Source organism: Psychromonas arctica, assembly GCF_038155225.1.
Taxonomy (GTDB): Bacteria; Pseudomonadota; Gammaproteobacteria; order Enterobacterales; family Psychromonadaceae; genus Psychromonas; species Psychromonas arctica_B.
On the sequence record NZ_JBAKBA010000034.1, the window covers coordinates 13,570 to 30,040 of the forward strand.

A 16,471-nucleotide genomic window follows, 5' to 3' on the forward strand; every position below is an offset into this window, starting at 1 on the left:
TTGCAATAGAAGGTAAATCCTTTCAATCATTAACGCCTGTTACACAGGCATTTAACTAGGCTTTAACATATGTAATAAATGACCAAAAGTTAGTTATTTATACTGCTAATGTTGATCTTGATCAACCTAAAATACAAACTTAAAAAATGAAATAAATATTTAAACCAAGATAAAAAGACTAAGCATAAAAATCAGATGAGACTAGATAAGACTATTTGATAGCCTAGTTTTAGAAATGAATAAGAGATAAATTAAAATTTAAAATAAGTGGCTATTTTAAATTAATGTTTTATGAAAAATGAGTATAAACATTCGAATTAAAATTATTGGCATATTGATAATAAACTGTTTTTTAAGCGGATAATTAAGTGAATGAATAACAGTTATTTATGCCAATTATTTATGATAGCAATAACCAGAATATGACTAAGGTATGGCAGGTTTATCGAACCCAAAATGTAGATAAGTTCGATTAGTAGCGATTCGACCACGAGGTGTACGCTGCAAAAAACCTTGTTGAATCAAATAAGGCTCTAGTACATCTTCAATTGTCTCTTTTTCTTCACCAATGGCAGCGGCTAAGTTATCCAAGCCAACGGGGCCACCTTGGAAAGTATCTAAAATGCACATTAATAATTTTCGGTCCATATAATCAAAACCTTCTTTATCGACCTCTAACATATCTAATGCTTGTTGAGCGATATCAGCGTTAATCACAGCAGCTTTCTTAACTTGAGCATAATCACGCACTCGTCGTAATAAACGATTGGCAATACGTGGCGTTCCACGTGACCGACGAGCAACTTCAACGGCGCCTCCTTGATCCATATCTAACTCTAAATGTGACGCACTACGCATCACAATTTTTGTTAGTGACTTTAAATCGTAATATTCTAATCGTTGCACAATACCAAAACGGTCACGTAATGGTGATGTTAATGAGCCCGCTCTTGTCGTTGCCCCGATTAATGTAAAAGGGGGTAAATCTAACTTAATAGAGCGTGCTGCTGGGCCTTCGCCAATCATGATATCGAGCTGATAATCTTCCATCGCTGGATATAAGATTTCTTCAACAATCGGGCTTAAACGATGAATCTCATCAATAAAAAGAACATCATTTTCTTCAAGGTTAGTTAACAGTGCCGCTAAGTCCCCTGCTTTTTCTAAAATGGGTCCAGATGTCGTTTTAATATTAACTTCTAATTCATTCGCTACGATATGCGATAACGTCGTTTTACCTAAACCAGGCGGTCCAAAAATAAGCAAATGATCTAAGGCTTCATTACGCTGGCGTGCCGCTTCAATGAAAATTTCCATTTGTGCGTTTACTTGCGGCTGCCCTTCATAATCAGCTAATAGCTTAGGACGAATAGCCCTGTCTATTAAATTATCATCGGTTTTTTGAGTACCTGAAATAAGGCGGTCTTCTTCAATCATGTATTACTCTATTAGTTTAAAAATAAGCATTTACTAAAACAAAAATGGTGACAGTAAGCTCACACTTAAAACAGAAGTTTATAGTGATGCTATATCGTGAGACAGTCTACATCATATTCTTTAATGAACTACGGATAAGGGCTTCACAATCCATCCCTTCTTTATAAATTTGCTGTATGGTTTTTTCCGCTACTGCCGGTTTATATCCTAAAGCAATCAAAGCACTAATCGCTTCATCTTTTGCATTACCACTGACAAAGGTATTTTCGAAATCATTAGTTAATGACAATCTATCTGATTCTGGTGTTAATAAGTCACTTCCACCCCAGTTTTTCAGGCGATCTTTCATCTCAACAACTAAACGCTCGGCCGTTTTTTTACCGACCCCAGGTAGCTTAACTAAGGTTGTCACCGCATCGTTATTAATACACTGAACAAATTGATTCGCCGACATACCAGATAAAATAGCTAATGCGAGTTTAGGGCCAACACCATTCACTTTAATTAACTCGCGAAACATCGCACGCTCATGTTTATCAGCAAAGCCATAAAGCAGTTGTGCATCTTCACGAACAACAAAATGCGTATAAACAGTTGCTTCTTCACCTACTGCAGGTAATGGGTAAAAAGAACTCATTGGTAATTGAATCTCATAACCGACGCCTGCCACGTCGAGTAAAATCTCTGGAGGCTGCTTTTCTAATAAAATACCACGTAATAATCCAATCATACTGTTCCCTGCTTTGTCATTAATGAACAAAATCTATATAAGCTAAAGACGAATATTCATAAGCATAAAAAACAACTGACTAAATATCCAGTGTTTTATACTAAGTTAGCTAATTTAAAGCATCTAGTTTGTTTATTTAAACCACTTAATCAATTTATTTTCAAAAACAAAAAGTAATATGCCAGACCAAATACAGGCGAAGGTGAACATTTTAATAAATGAAATGGGTTCATCATAAAGTAGTACGGCAAATAAAAATAATAACGAAGGGGCTAAATACTGGAAAAATCCTAACGTAGATAAAGGTAACCGTAATGCCGCTTGACCAAAGAATATTAAAGGCATCGCAGTGACAACACCTGTCAACATTAACCATACATTGAGCGACCAATCATTATTAAATAAGTTAGACGTATCGCTATGTGTGATCACCATTAAATAAAAAGCGGCAATCGGTAACACCACCATTGTTTCTAACAACAATCCTGTGATTGCTTTCACTTTTACTTTTTTACGTAATAAGCCATAAAATGCAAAACTAAATGGCAAGACTAAAGAAACCCAAGGTAATTCACCCAATTGCCAAGCCTGTACAGCTACGCCAATAAAGGCTAAGAACACTGCAAACCATTTTAAACGTGATAACCGCTCACTAAGAAAGACCAACCCTAACATTACATTCACAATAGGGTTGATAAAATAACCTAAGCTCGCCTCTAGCATTTTTCCATTATTAATCGCCCAAATAAAAACTAACCAATTACAACTTATTAATAATGAGGTCATTGTTAGCATCATTAGACTTTTATATGAACGGCATACAGATAAAACATTCGACCAGTCTTTTAAATACGAAACTAATAAAGCAGTCACTACTACCGACCAAATAACACGATGAGCGAGAATTTCATACACAGGAATAAAGCCTAAATGCTTAAAATAAAGCGGTGCAATGCCCCACATTAGATAAGCGCCTAATGCGTAAAAAATGCCTAATTGTGATTCAGATAATTTGTTCATGTTTTCTCGATAAACAACGGAATACGACTCATCCATAATGAAACAAAGGTGTTAAGTTAAAGCTCTAAATTAAAATAAAGATAAAGGTTAACCCACTATTTAAAATAGTTATGAATTAACGGAAACGTCCGCGTACCGTTTTTTTCACTTGCCCAGCCATCGCTACTAATGACTGTGCAGTATGAGCGTGACATATTGCCACTGCTAACCCATCAGCAGCATCTGCTTGTGGTCGGCCAGATAAGTTTAATATTTGCATGACCATTGATTGCACTTGCTCTTTGCTTGCCGCTCCCGTTCCAACAACGGCTTGTTTAATTTGTCGTGCTGAATATTCACATACGTATAAATCAGATTGTGTTGCAGCAACCATAGCCGCTCCCCTAGCCTGACCAAGCTTTAAGGCCGAATCTGGGTTTTTAGCCATAAACACTTGTTCGATAGCAAATTCAGAAGGATTATATTGTTGGATAATTTCAGCTATACCATTAAAGATCATATTAAGCTTAGGCGCGAGAGTGTCACCCTTAGTACGGATACAGCCACTTGCAATGTAAATACATTTACTGCCTTTTTGTTCAATAACGCCATATCCAGTGATTCGAGATCCGGGATCAATTCCTAAAATAATACTCAATAAAAATCCAACCTATTTAAAACAAACTATAGTAATTATCTTCTTAATCATCAATTAGTAAGCGTATATTATTGCGCTGTATTTAAAGATAATAAAAATATAAAAATGAGAACAATATAGTGACTCAACGAGACGAAAAAAGCCACCTTAGATACGTAATCAAAAAGCGGCTAAAAATAGAAAAAAACAGATAAAATTAAAAGATAGGATTAATCTTTTTTAACAAAATGATGCGCTAAAAATCGATTACATAATGCAGGCACATTTTCTTCTGGTGATAACACAAAGTCGACAAATGCTTGAGCAATAGGCGATAAGTGTTTGCTTTCATGATGTACTAAAGACCAGCTTCTTTGTAATGGGAAGTTTTCGATATTTAACTCAACCAACACGCCAGTCGCTAGCTCTAATGTCACACTATGACGTGAAACGACTGATATGCCTAAATCTGCCATTACCGCTTGTTTAATGGTCTCACTGTTACCTAGCGTCATGTTTACTTTCAGCTGTATATCATTGGCTTTAAGGACTTGCTCGAAGGCTTTACGCGTACCTGAACCTTGCTCTCTATGAATAAAAGCATGATTAGCTAACTCCGCTAAGGGTATGTTTTTTTGTTTTGCTAAAGGATGTTGTGGATTAGCAATGACTATAATCGGATTATCTACGAATGAATATTTTGCAAGTGCCATCGTTTCAGGTACTAACCCCATGATCACTAAATCGTCTTTATTATCCTGTAAACGTTTAATAATTTGCTCGCGATTAACAATATCAAGATGGAAATTAACCTTAGGGTGTCGTTTATGAAAAGCCCCTAATAAATGTGGCGTAAAATATTTAGCACTGGTTACCGCCGACAGACGAAAATCACCTGTTAACTCCCCTTTTAAACTACTTAATGTCATATCAATATTGTCAAAACTGACAAACAGCTCGTCACAAAATAGCTTTAGTTCTTTACCTGCAGGCGTGAGGTATAAGTTTTTCCCAATCTTTTCAAATAAGAAAATATCTAAATTATTTTCTAATTGTTTTAATTGAATACTGACCGCCGGTTGCGATAAACCTAGCTTGTCTGCTGCTTTGGTATAATTCATTGAAATAGCAACTTGACGGAAAACTTTTAACTGGTGGAGAGTAGCGCGCATAAACCTATCATTAACCTTTATTTATGGTAAAAATAAAATATATTAATTTTTGTTAATGTAGTTTATCCTTTATTATCTGCAACATGTCAATAATAAGGAAAATTCAATGTTAGCTACTGATAAATTAATTGCAGGCTACCAACGCTTTCGTGAAGGATATTATAAAGATCACCAAGAAAAATTATCTAGGTTATCAGAAGAAGGTCAATTCCCTAAAATAGCGATAGTAAGTTGTTCAGATTCACGCGTAGAGCCAACGTTAATATTAGATTGTGAACCGGGTGATTTATTTGTTATTCGTAACGTGGCAAATTTAGTGCCTCCTTGTGAAGATGACGATAACTATCATGGTACCAGTGCCGCACTTGAATTTGCTGTAACCGGGCTTAAAGTTGAAAGTATTATTGTACTAGGTCATACACAATGTGGTGGTATTAAAGCATTGATGGATGGTGCAGGTAAGAAGATAGATAAAAGCTTTATTTCAAAATGGATGATGCAGCTTGAAGGTGTGCGTGACGAAATTTTAGCTGATACAGAAATAACTGAAAAAACACACCGTTATGATTGTTGTGAGAAAAAAGGTATTGAGCAATCACTAGCAAATCTAATGACTTTCCCTTGGATCAAGGAGCGTGTTGATGCAGGTGACTTAAAACTTCACGGCTGGCGTTATGATCTTTCTAGCTCTGAGCTATGTGCATTAGAAGAAAAAACAGGTCGCTTTTTCCAAATTAGCTAATCGAAGAGGTACATTAAATTAATGTACCTCTTGAACGTATAAAGATGAAACGTGTAAAAAGTAGAAGTACAGCTCTTTACACATTAAATAATCATCGAATTAATTCAGCTTTAAAATATTTAGACAGGTTTAATAGACTTAATCGTCATAGCCATCATCGTAACCATATTCACTATCTGAGTCATACTCATCTTTATCAGCATTGATATATAAACCATTTTCTAGCTCTTCAAGGCCAGCAGGCATCTGCATAACAAACTCATCAGCGTCAACATCGAATGTTGCTACTACTTCAGGTAATTCATCAGTCTCAACATGAATGAAACGATATTGTTCACCCGATTGATTCGCATCTTCCCAAATGAAATCATCTGCATCTAATGTAAATTCTTCTTCAGTATCTTCATTACGAATTGCATAAAAACCCATTAATGCCATAACTCACTCTTCCTTATCAAAAACATTTAAAAATAAACGATTAGTGTCTGACGACAACTTAATGACATCATTCAACGACGCACCTTACACAATAATTTCCCCTATACAAAAGCCTACACCATAAACGTGACTGTCTGCTTATTTGACAAAGCAGCAACAGGCTAAAACGTAAACGGTATTGCATTAAAATATGTTAGGCAATTTATTCTGTCAAAAAATGAATGGATAATACAAACTAAATTTTAAAAGGCTATCAATTTATTAACATTAACAGCTTAATCGACTACCTTACCTCTTAATGCTTTATTATTACCATTACGCTTTTTGTCATCCACACGGCGCTTCTTAGCATTACGAGAAGGTTGTGTTGCTTTTCGTGATTTTTGTATTTTAACAGCACTTAAAATAAGCTCTTTTAATCGACTTAATGCTTCATCGCGATTTTTTTCTTGAGTACGATGTACCTGCGCTTTAAGTACGATCACGCCATCTTCAGTAATACGATGATCGGATAAAGCTAACAAACGTTGTTTATAAAACTCAGGTAATGTAGAGCTTTTAACGTCAAAACGGAGATGTATCGCTGAATTAACTTTATTAACATTCTGTCCACCAGCACCTTGAGCACGAATAGCGGTTAATTGTAACTGCCAATCGGCAATAATTACCCCTGCAGATATTTGTAATGGCATTAAGACTTATTCTCCTTGAGCGGATCTAGGTAATGTTTTTGATAGATATCTGCTGGCATATTTGAAATTTGGAAATCAATCATCTTATTGAACACGGCTAATAATGGAATATATTTTTCTGTGTCATTAGAGAGTTCAGATAATAAATAATATCCGGCTTCAACGGTCGATAAACCATCTTCTCTTGGTGATTTACGAAGTCGATAATTACTCTTATTTTCAATGTTAATCATGACTTTAGGTAAAGTTTGCAAAAAAGGATTGGTCATCAATAATTTGTATGCTTTTTTCCAGCTGCCATCGAGTAAAATGAACTGTGAACCTTTATTAATTTGTTGAGTTTGTTGTAACTCACTAATTGAACTGGCTTGCTCATCAGGAAAAACTAAGAATGTATTATTTAAATCAAACATGGAAGCGTCAAAAGAATGTCCAATACTCAACTTCACCTTAGATAATGATAAATCGAGGATACGCGCTGTACCAATCGCTTTGTTTTGTTCACTCGGATCTTGCAAAACATGTAAAAAGTGTTGATTATCAAGCGGGCAAATCGATGCACAAATACATGCAGATGATGCTTTGTTACACTGGTTACAAAATGCTCTTTTATTCATGACTTGTTTCAACTTCCTTTAAGGTTTTTAAATGCGCGCTGTATTAACCCATACTGCTATTATTTTGACACTCAGTACACTGCTCTTTGTTTTCCAACCAGACAGCCATCAATGGTTTGCATATTACCACAGCGCAGTTGAAAAGGGCCAATTGTGGCGATTAGTCACAGCTCATTTTTGCCATACTAACGGCTATCATCTGCTACTTAACGGTATCGGGTTAGTCGTGGTTGTTTCGTTATTTTTTGACACCTTCAAAAAACAACTTTTATTACCTATTCTATTATTCAGTGCTGTATTTATTAGTTTATGCTTATTTTTTATTGAGCCAACAACACAGGGCTATGTTGGTCTCTCTGGTGTATTACATAGTTTGTTTGCATTCGGCGTGTGTGATGAACTGAGAAGGAAAGATAAATGGGGAATCATTTTAAGTGTTGGGTTTATCGCAAAAATAGCTTTTGAGCAATTTAATGGACCATCAGCGAGTACTGAATCATTAATTGGTGCGACAGTATTAATTAATGCACATTTATACGGTGCGATTGCAGGTTTGTTTTATTGCTTATGTGTTCAAGTATGGCGTTTTAGTAAAGCTAAGAACTTATGATCTAAATCTAATTTATATAAAGAATAATTTTAATTACACTCATCCCAATAGGTTACCAATAAACGACTAAAAACAAAAAAGGTAGCCGAAGCTACCTTTAAATGGCTGAACAAGGAGATCATGAGAGTAAAACCAAGAATACTCAGCCATCTAACTTATTCAATAAAAAACTAATAAATCGTTAATACTAAATTATTGTTGTAACAACGATAGTACGTTTTGAGTACTTGCGTTTGCTTGCGACAATATTGATGTTCCAGCCTGCTGTAATATCTGTGCTTTACTCATATTCGATGTTTCAGCTGCAAAATCAGCATCTTGAATACGAGAGTTTGAAGCAGATAAATTTTGCGATACATTTTCTAAATTAGAAATGGTTGAATCTAAACGGTTTTGAATCGCACCTAAATTAGCACGTGATGCCGAGATGGTATCTAAGGCCGCATCAACTTTATTAATAGTATTTGATGCACTCTCAAACGTTGAGACATTAGTACCTAGTGAATCAATCACTTTACCGCCCATTTCTAATCCAGCAGTGAACCCCATTGCAGTCATTGCAGTCTCACGTTCGGCTTGAGTGCCTGCATTAGACGATATTTCAACGCCTCTTCCTGGCTCAGCTGAGTAAGTACTGCCTGTTAGTTTTACGCCTGTTTGATCAGAGTAAGAGTTGATATAATCTTCAAAAGTCGCACCCGTTGGTGGAGTAGGGATATCAACGCCATTAATCGACATAGCAGCTCCTTCGGCAAAAGCAGCAGGAGCTGAATTTGCTACAACAGAATCGGCACCATTAGCAGCGACAAATCCCATCGTCGCAATTTCGGTCCCAGTAACTGCGATAGGGCTATTATCTTCACTATCTAAAGCAAGGTAACCACCATAAATACCTGTAGCTATACCTGACTCACCTGTCGTTCCGCCGATAGTAATTGTTTGACCAGTATCATTGGTCATGATGAGTTCACCATCATCTCCTTTAGACGCAATAACGCCTTCGACATCACGGTTAATCGTCTCAACAAGATTATCCATAGAAGAGGTCGCGGGTAAGGATACAGGACCACTATCACCTACTTGCACAGTCATTAGACCAGTTGTAATACCAGTCACACTAGTACTTTCGTGATCTCCTTGTATAACGTTATATGCACTTGCTGTCACGCCAGTTTCAGCTGATGTTAAATTGATTGCCTTAGCAATTTCAGGAGCGGTATCATCCGCAGGTTTAGGAATCGCGACACCATTAATTGCAGCAGCAGTAATCGAATCACCAGTCAGCGAGGCCGTCGTATCAATACGCCCCCCATTTAAATCCGTTTTATTTAAACCTCCGTTCAAACCCAGGTCATTTGCCGTTACAGAAGCAATTTCAAATGTTAGTGTTTGACCTGAATTAGCACCAATTTGCAGTGTTGTTGACCCTGATGACCCATCTAATAATTTTTTACCATTAAATTCAGTTGTTTCTGCGATACGATCGAGTTCGCTATGTAATTGGTCGACTTCTTCTTGAATCGCGATTCTATTTTCAGAAGAGTTTGTATCATTTGCTGATTGCACAGATAGTTCACGCATACGTTGTAAGATATTAGTCATTTCATCCATCGCGCCTTCAGCTGTTTGCGCCATTGAAATTCCGTCATTTGAATTACGTACTGCTTGAGTTAAACCTGTAATTTGTGATTGCATTGAAGTTGAAATAGCAAGGCCTGCTGCATCATCTTTCGCACTGTTAATACGAAGACCCGATGATAAACGTTCCATTGCCTCATTTTGCATTGATTGCGATTTATTAAGCTGACGCTGTGCATTCAACGACATTATATTTGTATTAATAACTTGAGCCATGATGTGTTCCTTTTATCTCTTGGTAATCCTAGTTAGGAAAATGTGGCAATTGAACTAAACAGTTATTTATTGCCGTCAATTTTTACTCTCGATAATAACAATGCGATTAATGTGCCAACTTTGATGTAAAATTTACATGTTAAAAATCAACTGCTTAAATTAAAATAAATAGTCATAAAAATGTCTCTCTTTATTTTTTTTAAGGTTAGCTTTTATAAGCACAAAAAAAGAGGCAATAAATTGCCTCTTTTAATAATTGATTTAATAGATTAGTAAGTTATAACGGTAAGTAGAAATAAGCTTAAATTAAATTAAATAAACTTAATTGCTGTAATTGAACGAAGGTTTGCTGTGACACTTCCAACATGCTGTATTCCTGTTGGTATTCACTGATTGCGGCAGCCATATCTAAATCTTCCAAATTAGACAGCGTTCTTTGAATAGTTAAATTAAAATCCAAGGTTGATTCATACTGATTATCAATGGTTCTTAAACGTGCACCTACCGAGCTTTGTGTCCCTGTAATGTTATCTAATGCACCATCAATTTGTAATAAAGACATGCTAAAGGCTGTATTTCTTTGTGCTTCTGCCGTTTGATCTGTTCCGGGAATACGTAATGCATCAATAGCACTTTGAATAGTAGAAAAGATGTCTTTTTCTTCACTTTGGCGTAACGTGAAAGTATCTCCATCTTCAACTTCACCTTTCACTTGTGTCTTAATCCCATTAAATGAGATCGCTTGATCTTCTTCATAAGCTGTTGGTGCTACAAATTGAGTGAATTCAAAACTATCACCGTTTTTTGGTAAGCCATCAACTTCAATGGCAATACCATTAATATTTAGAGTTTGAACTTCTGCATTATCTCCATCGTAAACTGAAGATGATAACTGTCCATTTACTTCAATTTGAAATTGATTAGTACCTGTTCCAATCTCTATAAAATTAATGGCAACAGGCCCATTTATAGCAGGATCAACACTATTTATATCTACGGCATCTAAATCAACACCACTAATACTAATCTTGGCACTCCCTGACACTGCCGTTTCTTTTAAACCGTAAACAGAATATTCAGAGCCCTCGCTCGTATCATTAATGGCAATAGTGTAATCCTGGTCAAGAAAATCACGCGCTGCATTTTCATCAACAATATTACCCGCACTAATAACACCCGCACCGGTATTATTGGCACTAAGCTCTGAGACAAAAGTGCCATTACCTTCAGCAACTTCCATAAATATTTTAGATCCAGAGTCATTTGCTTGAACTAAAACACCAGCACCAATTCGATAATCATTCTCGCCACTATCACCATGATACTCTATCTCTCCAAATTCATTTTTTTGAAACGGCTGTGTATCAACTTCATAACCTGCATAAATAAATTGATTATTACCATCTTTGGTATTCGCAACTCCCATCAATTCATCACGCAAACTTTCTAGCTCAATAGCAACGGCATTACGATCTGATTCATTTAAGGTACCGTTACTACCACTGACCATTAACTCTCGTACACGTTGTAAAATATAAGTGCTTTGAGTTAATGCAGTGTCAGACAGTTCATTGGCTGATTGGGCTGTTTCACCATTACTTATATATTGTTCGCCAATCGATAAGTCTTGTTTTAAACGCTGGATAGTAGCAATAGCAACAGGATCATCACTACCATTCATTACACGTATAGTGCTTGATAGGTGTAAATTTTTTTCACTCAATGAGGCTTGTTGCTCCATCATTGAGCTAGTATTACGCATAAAAAACGTTTGTGATGAAATTCGCATACTGTCTCTCTTATTTCTTTTGAGCTTACGCCCCTCTATTCTTACAAAGCAAGAATCACACCAATAAATAATCGTCAATAAAACTTAAAGGGTTAACGTGAGGCTTGTAATAAGCTCTCAAAAATTTCATTCGCTACCGTAATAACTCGCGCTGCTGCACTATAATATTGCTGGTACATTAATAAATTAGCCGCTTCTTCATCCATATTTACACCACTTAAACTTTGAATTCGCTCAAAAGACTGATCTTTTAAAATTGATGCTGATTGCATAGCAACATCTGCATTAGCTGTTTTCGCACCAATTTCAGATAACATATTGTTATAAATATCCTGAAAGCTTGATTTATTTCCATTCATTATTTTAGCGCTTTGTAAATCAGTAATGGCTAGCATATTACGGTTATCACCGTCTCCTGTTTCATTAAAGCTTAAAATAATTTCGTCATTTACAGCAGGAAATCCAGACTTCATTTCTACTTCAACACCGCCTGCAATAAATGTAGCTTTACCAGTGAGCGGATCAACAGGAGTGGTGAGTTCCGTTGTATTAACTTGAATACCGTCTTTATCAAATAGGTTATAAGCGATTTCAGCATCTGTGGTATTCGCTGATATTCTAATAGTGAGTGGATTCTCTTCATCCATATAATGGCTATCGGATGTATTACTGATCGCACTAACACGAAACTCAGCGGTACCAGTATTATCTGAATTTAAAGTCGCTTTAATCTCAGCATCGGCCGCAGCTATTTTTTCTGCATCATTTTCTAAAACGACTGCTTCCTTCGCACCATTACGAGTTGGGCGTAGCGTAAATTCTTTACCTTCTTCTAAAGGTTGGGTTATCGAATCAATGCCAATACTTATTCCTGCACCAGGAATAGCAACGCGCGCCTCTGTTGATAGGTCATCAATAGAAACCCCTTGAGATACCCCAGTTGTATTATTAGTCACAGTAAATGAAAGCGTGCTACCTGCTGTATATTCACTTACTTTTAATGTAAATTCATCGGCAGACAATTCACTTAAGTCGTCAATACGAACACTCAATGTAGCTTTACCTAATCCATCATCGTGGCTTAAAACACGATTTTGCATTGACTCAGTACTATTAATATCATTAAAAATATCAGCACCGATTTCTCCGTCTAATGTTTGACCTTCTTTTTGTTGTTCGTTAATAGCATGAGTCAAACCAATGACACTCTGCCCTAATTGATTCATTGCTACTTCAATATCATTATCCCGACTATTAAATAAAGCACCGACTCCTCCACCTAATTTATTGCCATTAATCGCGGTAGATTGCCCATTAAAATTTAAAGATAATTCTTTACGCGTAAGATCTGGATCACCATCGACAGCAATAACCGATTGGGAAACGGTTCCCATGACTAACCCTTGTCCACTCCCAATATAAATATTCACCATGTTATTATCAGCAGCAACGACTGACGTGTTTACATATTCACTTAACTCGGTAATAGCGAGATTTCGCTTATCCAATAAATCATTTGCATCACCACCACTTGCAGAACCTGTCACAATAGATATTTGAGAATTCAAGCTAGCAATACTTTGTGCTAACTCCGTAATCACATCCGCTGAATTATCAATTTCAGCATTAACGCTTTCGTATTGTGTTTCTAAATGGCTATAAAGGGTATTGTATTGATTGACCATACTAGAAGCATCTTGTAGAAATACGTTCCGAGCCTCCAGTAAGCTTGGATTATCCGCAATGCTACTTAAAGAAGAAAACATATTTAAAACTGATGTTGTTGCTGATGTGTTATCACTCGATAATAATAAATCCATTTGATTTGCTTGCGTATAAGTTTGTTCATAATAAGCATAACTTGATGTATTGATTACATTTTCAGTAAAAGCAAACTGATCGTAAGCTCGGTCAATACTCGTCACTACAGACCCACTTCCAATAAAGTTTGTACTTAATCGCTGTGCACCAGCGGCAGAAGTATCAACAGTTTGACGAGAGTAGCCTTCTGTACTTACATTACTAATATTGTGACTGGTTGTAGTGAGGCTTGCTTGTGAGCTATAAATCCCCGAAAGTCCAATTTGTAATAGATCAGCCATTATTATCTCCCGCAACAACTGATTGGAAGCTATTGCTATTCATAATTTGTTTAATTTTTTCCGCATATTTAGGATCTGTTGCATAGCCTGCCTGCTGCAATTCCTCAACATAACGTTCCGCGTTATCAGCTTGCTGTAAAGCTTGCTCATAACGTTTATTATTACTAATGAAATCAGTGTAATCTTTAAAGCTTTCTTGTAGACCTTGATAAACACGAAAGTTTGAACGTCGCTGTACTCCGACTCCGTCTTCAACTTCTAAACTACTTTTATTAACACTCTCACCTTCCCAACCACCATGTGATTTGATATTAAAAAGATTAAAGCTACTTTCTTGGCCAGGAGTTTGTAAAATTTTCTTCCCCCACCCTGTCTCTAATGCTGATTGTGCAACCAAAACCTCTGGCGATACACCCAATGCTTTAGCTGCTTTTTTAGCATAAGGTAATAAAGTTTGAATAAATGAAGAGGGAGAACTAAAGTCGATTTTTTGCCCTTCTGCTGCAACATTTACAGCAGGGCTTTCGACTCTACCTTTAACTGTACTTTGATTTAATTGATATTGAGTTTGCGGTGAGCTTTGTACTTGATCTGGCGCTTTAAAATTATTATTAATAACTTCAGGCTGTAAACTTAACATCTGTTTATCTTCATGATTAGGCATAGTTAATTGGCTTTGATCAATCGACTTAGGTCGTACCATTGAAGTAGGATCTAGTTGTCTAACTAACGCATCAGCTAACCCTAAGGTTCCATGACGACTAATATCTACCGCTAACTGCTTATCTTGCATATCCGTATAAAATTTTGTTTGCTGGTTATTAAAAGGGCTTTCTGTTTCAAATGCTTCATTCGCTTGTCGCATTGATTTAATCAACATACTCGCAAACATTGACTCAAATTGATTCGCAACTTCTCGAATCGTTTCTTTGTCATTTGTTTTAGTTTTTTGACGCAATTGCTCCAACCCTTGTAGATCAAAGTAGTTACTTGCCTGCGTTACTGTTTGATTGTTCATTAACAACCCCTATTATTACCATTACATAGATAAAGCAAAATAAGTGCCAGAAGTTAATTAAAGAAAGATAAGTTGTTATTTCCTGATTAATAATAAAGGAGCGATAGTTTTTGCAGTAAAATGTACACGCATCAAGTAGAATTCCTGCGATTTTTACCCTACACCTTTCATCTATCTATAAATTTATAAGGAATAAATATGCTTAACCCAGTTTTACTGGCGGTATGTCTGATGCTAATACTGTCAATGATGCGAATAAACGTAGTGATTGCACTAACCCTAAGTGCTCTAGTAGGCGGTTTAACAGCTGGTTTATCATTACCTGATACGATTTCAGCTTTTGAAAGTGGTTTAGGTGGTGGCGCAACGATTGCTTTAAGTTATGCAATGTTAGGTGCTTTTGCAGTAGCAATTTCTAAGTCTGGTATTACTGATTTATTATCTCAAGCCATCATTAAGCGCCTGAACGGTAAACAAACACAGCAAACCTCTACCGCTATAAAATACACCGTTTTCACGGTTATTTTATTAATGACCATTTCATCACAGAATATTATTCCTGTTCATATTGCTTTTATCCCTATCTTAATTCCGCCTTTACTCGGTGTATTTAATAAATTACGTGTTGATAGACGCTTAACTGCTTGTATTTTAACTTTTGGTTTAGTTACTCCTTATATGGTTTTGCCGATTGGGTTTGGTGGTATTTTCTTAAATAACATTTTATTAAAGAATTTACATGACAATGGTTTAGACGTAACAGCAAACCAAGTAACAAGCGCAATGATTTTACCTGCGTTAGGTATGGTTGTTGGTTTATTCATCGCAGTGCTAATTAGTTACCGTAAACCACGCGTTTACCAAGAAAAGACTCAGAACACTGCCGCAGCTGAATTTAAAACATTGAATAAACGTCATATAATTGTCGCCTTGATTTCTATTGTTGCAACGTTAACAGTTCAATTAATGACGGGGTCAATGATAGTAGGCGCATTAGCAGGCTTTATTGTCTTTACGCTAGGTGGTGTCATTGCATGGAAAGAAACACATGATGTATTCACGAAAGGTGTACACATGATGGCGATGATTGGTTTTATTATGATTGCAGCAGCAGGATTTGCAGCTGTGATGAAAGCTACAGGTAGCGTCGATACATTAGTTCAAACATTATCTTCAGGTATCGGAGAGAATAAATCATTAGCAGCCCTATTAATGTTAGTCATTGGTTTATTGGTTACGATGGGTATCGGTTCATCTTTTTCAACGATTCCAATTATTGCGACGATTTATGTACCGCTTGCTATCGCCTTTGGCTTCTCGCCTATGGCAATTATTGCCTTAGTGGGTACCGCTGCCGCATTAGGCGACGCTGGTTCACCAGCATCAGATTCAACACTGGGTCCAACATCTGGACTTAATGCAGATGGAGAGCATGATCATATTAGAGATACAGTGATTCCAACTTTCCTACATTACAATCTGCCATTGATTGCATTTGGTTGGATAGCCGCTATGTCGTTATAAATTAGATTAATGTTTATGTCCGTATTGCATCAAAAGGACATAAACAGATCTATTAGCGCAAAAAAAAGGGAAAGCCATTGGCTTTCCCTTTTTACATTTATCAATTTAAT

General features: G+C 36.4%; 15 protein-coding genes. 3 read left to right on the forward strand and 12 right to left on the reverse strand.

All coding sequences use genetic code 11. From position 1 onward, the window contains the following. Positions 1-426: 426 nt before the first annotated feature. From ruvB to V6255_RS13450, 5 genes are all read right to left on the reverse strand, one after another. Positions 427-1,437, reverse strand: a complete 1,011-nt coding sequence (gene ruvB, locus V6255_RS13430; protein WP_341628623.1) for a Holliday junction branch migration DNA helicase RuvB — start codon at positions 1,435-1,437, stop codon at positions 427-429. A gap of 106 nt (positions 1,438-1,543) precedes the next feature. Next, entirely contained in the window at positions 1,544-2,167 is a 624-nt protein-coding gene (gene ruvA, locus V6255_RS13435; RefSeq protein ID WP_137297559.1) for a Holliday junction branch migration protein RuvA, read from the reverse strand. A gap of 132 nt (positions 2,168-2,299) precedes the next feature. Further along, positions 2,300-3,187: an EamA family transporter RarD gene (gene rarD, locus V6255_RS13440; RefSeq protein WP_341628624.1), complete on the reverse strand. Its 888-nt coding sequence runs from the start codon at positions 3,185-3,187 to the stop codon at positions 2,300-2,302. Between the two features lie 115 nt (positions 3,188-3,302). Further along, on the reverse strand, positions 3,303-3,824 hold the full coding sequence (gene ruvC / locus V6255_RS13445; protein ID WP_137297557.1) for a crossover junction endodeoxyribonuclease RuvC: 522 nt from the start codon (positions 3,822-3,824) through the stop codon (positions 3,303-3,305). Between the two features lie 209 nt (positions 3,825-4,033). Next, positions 4,034-4,975: a LysR family transcriptional regulator gene (locus V6255_RS13450; RefSeq protein WP_341628625.1), complete on the reverse strand. Its 942-nt coding sequence runs from the start codon at positions 4,973-4,975 to the stop codon at positions 4,034-4,036. Between the two features lie 106 nt (positions 4,976-5,081). On the opposite strand from V6255_RS13450, the gene V6255_RS13455 reads away from it, so the two are divergent. Continuing rightward, a complete protein-coding gene (locus V6255_RS13455) occupies positions 5,082-5,717 on the forward strand; it encodes a carbonic anhydrase (RefSeq protein WP_341628626.1) in 636 nt (211 codons plus the stop codon). 138 nt (positions 5,718-5,855) lie between these two features. On the opposite strand, the gene V6255_RS13460 is transcribed toward V6255_RS13455, so the two are convergent. The 3 genes from V6255_RS13460 to V6255_RS13470 form a co-directional block, all read right to left on the reverse strand. Continuing rightward, entirely contained in the window at positions 5,856-6,155 is a 300-nt protein-coding gene (locus tag V6255_RS13460) for a hypothetical protein (protein WP_160060655.1), read from the reverse strand. Positions 6,156-6,430: 275 nt separating this feature from the next. Beyond that, the gene (arfB, locus tag V6255_RS13465; RefSeq protein WP_025562521.1) at positions 6,431-6,847 is read right to left on the reverse strand and encodes an alternative ribosome rescue aminoacyl-tRNA hydrolase ArfB; all 417 of its coding nucleotides are present in this window, start codon (positions 6,845-6,847) and stop codon (positions 6,431-6,433) included. Further along, positions 6,847-7,464 carry a tRNA-uridine aminocarboxypropyltransferase gene (locus V6255_RS13470; protein ID WP_341628627.1) on the reverse strand — a complete coding sequence of 206 codons (618 nt, stop codon included), beginning with the start codon at positions 7,462-7,464 and terminating at the stop codon, positions 6,847-6,849. The genes arfB and V6255_RS13470 overlap by 1 nt, the downstream gene beginning before the upstream one ends. A gap of 31 nt (positions 7,465-7,495) precedes the next feature. Between V6255_RS13470 and rrtA the strand changes: the two genes are divergently transcribed. Continuing rightward, positions 7,496-8,074 carry a rhombosortase gene (rrtA, locus tag V6255_RS13475; protein ID WP_341628628.1) on the forward strand — a complete coding sequence of 193 codons (579 nt, stop codon included), beginning with the start codon at positions 7,496-7,498 and terminating at the stop codon, positions 8,072-8,074. Between the two features lie 192 nt (positions 8,075-8,266). Here rrtA and V6255_RS13480 read toward each other — a convergent pair whose 3' ends face one another. The 4 genes from V6255_RS13480 to flgJ form a co-directional block, all read right to left on the reverse strand. Further along, a complete protein-coding gene (locus V6255_RS13480) occupies positions 8,267-9,928 on the reverse strand; it encodes a flagellin (protein ID WP_341628629.1) in 1,662 nt (553 codons plus the stop codon). Positions 9,929-10,229: 301 nt separating this feature from the next. Further along, positions 10,230-11,717: a flagellar hook-associated protein FlgL gene (gene flgL, locus V6255_RS13485; protein WP_341628630.1), complete on the reverse strand. Its 1,488-nt coding sequence runs from the start codon at positions 11,715-11,717 to the stop codon at positions 10,230-10,232. Between the two features lie 92 nt (positions 11,718-11,809). After that, positions 11,810-13,819, reverse strand: a complete 2,010-nt coding sequence (gene flgK / locus V6255_RS13490; protein ID WP_341628631.1) for a flagellar hook-associated protein FlgK — start codon at positions 13,817-13,819, stop codon at positions 11,810-11,812. Beyond that, the gene (gene flgJ, locus V6255_RS13495) at positions 13,812-14,837 is read right to left on the reverse strand and encodes a flagellar assembly peptidoglycan hydrolase FlgJ (RefSeq protein ID WP_341628632.1); all 1,026 of its coding nucleotides are present in this window, start codon (positions 14,835-14,837) and stop codon (positions 13,812-13,814) included. Before flgJ ends, flgK begins: the two co-directional genes overlap by 8 nt. Before the next feature lie 198 nt (positions 14,838-15,035). Here flgJ and V6255_RS13500 point away from each other — a divergent pair, with 198 nt between their 5' ends. Further along, entirely contained in the window at positions 15,036-16,361 is a 1,326-nt protein-coding gene (locus tag V6255_RS13500) for a Na+/H+ antiporter family protein (RefSeq protein ID WP_341628633.1), read from the forward strand. Positions 16,362-16,471: the final 110 nt, after the last annotated feature.